Source organism: Nocardioides sp. (genome assembly GCF_036401255.1).
GTDB lineage: Bacteria > Actinomycetota > Actinomycetes > Propionibacteriales > Nocardioidaceae > Nocardioides.
This window is the reverse complement of the sequence record NZ_DASWVI010000157.1, coordinates 1-2,415: the sequence shown is the minus strand read 5'-3', so window position 1 is coordinate 2,415 and position 2,415 is coordinate 1. Positions and strand designations below refer to the sequence as shown.

At 75.6% G+C, this 2,415-nt stretch carries 2 protein-coding genes; both read left to right on the top strand.

Annotated features, from left to right (window positions below; translation table 11 throughout):
* The first annotated feature begins 105 nt into the window (after positions 1-105).
* The gene (alr, locus tag VGD85_RS07460; RefSeq protein WP_331062819.1) at positions 106-1,236 is read left to right on the top strand and encodes an alanine racemase; all 1,131 of its coding nucleotides are present in this window, start codon (positions 106-108) and stop codon (positions 1,234-1,236) included.
* Positions 1,233-2,312, top strand: coding sequence for an alpha/beta hydrolase (locus VGD85_RS07455; RefSeq protein ID WP_331062818.1), 1,080 nt, complete (start codon positions 1,233-1,235; stop codon positions 2,310-2,312). The genes alr and VGD85_RS07455 overlap by 4 nt, the downstream gene beginning before the upstream one ends.
* Positions 2,313-2,415 lie beyond the last annotated feature (103 nt).

The window sequence follows — 2,415 nt, the reverse complement described above, 5'->3', positions numbered from 1 at the left end:
CGACCCTGGCCACCCGGAGCGGCCCGCTGGTCGCCGGCGACGTGGCGCGGGCGCTCCCGGCGGCCGTCCGCAGCCTGCCCGGGTGGTGATGGGACAATCGGTCCCATGAGGACCCAGCCGGTCGCGCGCGCCGAGATCGTCGTCGATCTCGCGGCGCTCCGGCACAACGTCCGCCGGCTGCGCGAGATCACCGGCGTCGCCTCGATGACGGTCGTCAAGGCCGACGGCTACGGCCACGGGATGATCGAGGTCGCCCGAGCCGCCCGCGCCGCCGGCTCGGAGTGGCTCGGGGTGGCGACGCTCGACGAGGCCCTGGCGCTGCGCGCCGCCGGCGACACGGGGCCGGTGCTGACCTGGCTCACGGTCCCGGGCGAGGACTACGCGGCCGTGATCGCCGCGGACGTCGACGTCACCGCCTACTCCCTGGCCGAGCTCGACGAGATCGCCGCCGGGGTCCGGACGGCCGGGCGGCCCGCCCGGGTGCAGCTGAAGATCGACACGGGCCTGTCCCGCGGCGGCTCGACGGCCGAGCAGTGGCCGGCCCTGGTGGCCGCCGCCCGCGCCGGCGAGGAGGCGGGCCGCTGGCGGGTCACCGGCATCTGGTCGCACCTCGCGTGCAGCGACGAGCCCGCCCACCCCGCGAACGCCGCGCAGGAGGCGGCGTTCCGCAGCGCCCTCGAGGCCGCCGACCGCGCCGGGCTGCGCCCCGAGGTCCGTCACCTCGCCAACTCCGCCGCCGGCCTGCTCCGCCCGAGCAGCCGCTTCGACCTGGTGCGGTTCGGCCTGGCGTCCTACGGCCTGGACCCCGCCCCCGGCCACGTGCCCGACCTCGGCCTGGTGCCGGCGATGACCGCCCGCGCGGTGCTGGTGATGACCAAGCCGGTCCCCGCCGGCGCCGGCGTCTCCTACGGGCACACCTGGGTCGCGGAGACACCGACCACCCTCGGCCTGGTGCCCGTCGGGTACGGCGACGGCATCCCGCGCCACGCCGGCAACCACGCCCACGTGCTCGTCGAGGGCAAGCAGCGGCCGGTGCGCGGCCAGGTCTGCATGGACCAGTTCGTGGTCGACCTCGACGGCGACCTCCCCGAGCCCGGCCACGAGGTCGTGCTGTTCGGGCCCGGCACCGCGGGCGAGCCGACCGTCCAGGACTGGGCCGACGCGGCCGGCACGATCTCCTACGAGATCGTCAGCAGGATCGGGGGCCGGATGAGCAGGAGGTACGTCGACCCGTGAGGCTCCGCACGCACCTGATCGGCGCCACGGCGACCGCGGCGGGCATCGCGGCGGGCGCGGGCGTCGGGATCGCCCGGCAGCGCCGAGCGATCACCCGCCGGGCGCCGCAGGAGCTCCCGGCGTTCGGGTCGCTGCGCTCCGCGCCGGTCACGGTGATCGCCGACGACGGCACCCCCCTGCACGTCGAGGTCGACGAGGTCGACCCTGAGGCCCGGCCGCCGGCACGACGGCTGCGCCGGCGGCCGGCTCCGCTCACCGTGGTGTTCTGCCACGGCTACGCGCTGAACCTGGACTGCTGGCACTTCCAGCGCGAGCACTACCGCGGCCGGGTGCGCACGGTGTTCTACGACCAGCGCTCCCACGGCCGGTCGGGACGCTCGCCGCTCGGCAACGCCACCATCGAGCAGCTCGGCAAGGACCTGATGAGCGTCCTCGACGCGGTTGCCCCCGACGGGCCGGTCGTGCTGGTCGGCCACTCGATGGGCGGCATGACGATCGTCGCGCTCGCCGAGGAGCACCCCGAGCTGTTCGGGGGCCGCGTGGTCGGCACCGCCCTGATCTCCACGACCGCGGGCGGCCTGGACCCCAGCCGCATCCTGTTCCCGATGGTGCCCACCTGGGCCGGCACGGGCGTGGTCCATCGCGGCGTGTCCACGCTCGCGCGCGGGCACCGGGCCGTCGACGGGCTGCGCCGCCTGGGCCGCAACGTCGCGCTCGTCGCGACCGACGAGCTGGCCTTCGGCGACGCCGTCCCCGCGAGCTACGTCGAGTTCGTCGACCGGATGCTCTCGGCGACGCCGTTCGAGGTTGTGGCGGAGTTCTTCCCCGGCTTCGGCAGCCTGGACAAGTTCCACGCCGTGGACGTGCTCTCGAAGGTGCCGACCGCGGTCGTCTGCGGCACGGCCGACCGGCTCACCTCGATCGGCCACAGCCGCAAGCTGCACGCGAGCATCGACGGCTCCTCGCTGCTGGAGTGCCACGGCGCGGGGCACATGGTGATCCTGGAGAGGTACGACGAGGTCAATGGCGAGCTGGACCGGATGATCGACCTGACCGGGGTGGTGGAGCCGCGGTGAGCGCCCGGGAGCGGCTGAGCGTGCGCCGGGTCGGCCCCGAGGCGGCCGGCCAGGTGCTGGCGGTGGTCCGCGCCGCGTTCGAGGCGCGTCCCCCGCTGGACCC

What these genes read in the sequence shown, in the direction of transcription:
- alr (WP_331062819.1), top strand. Translation starts at nt 106, where the DNA reads ATGAGGACCCAGCCGGTCGCGCGCGCCGAGATCGTCGTCGATCTCGCG.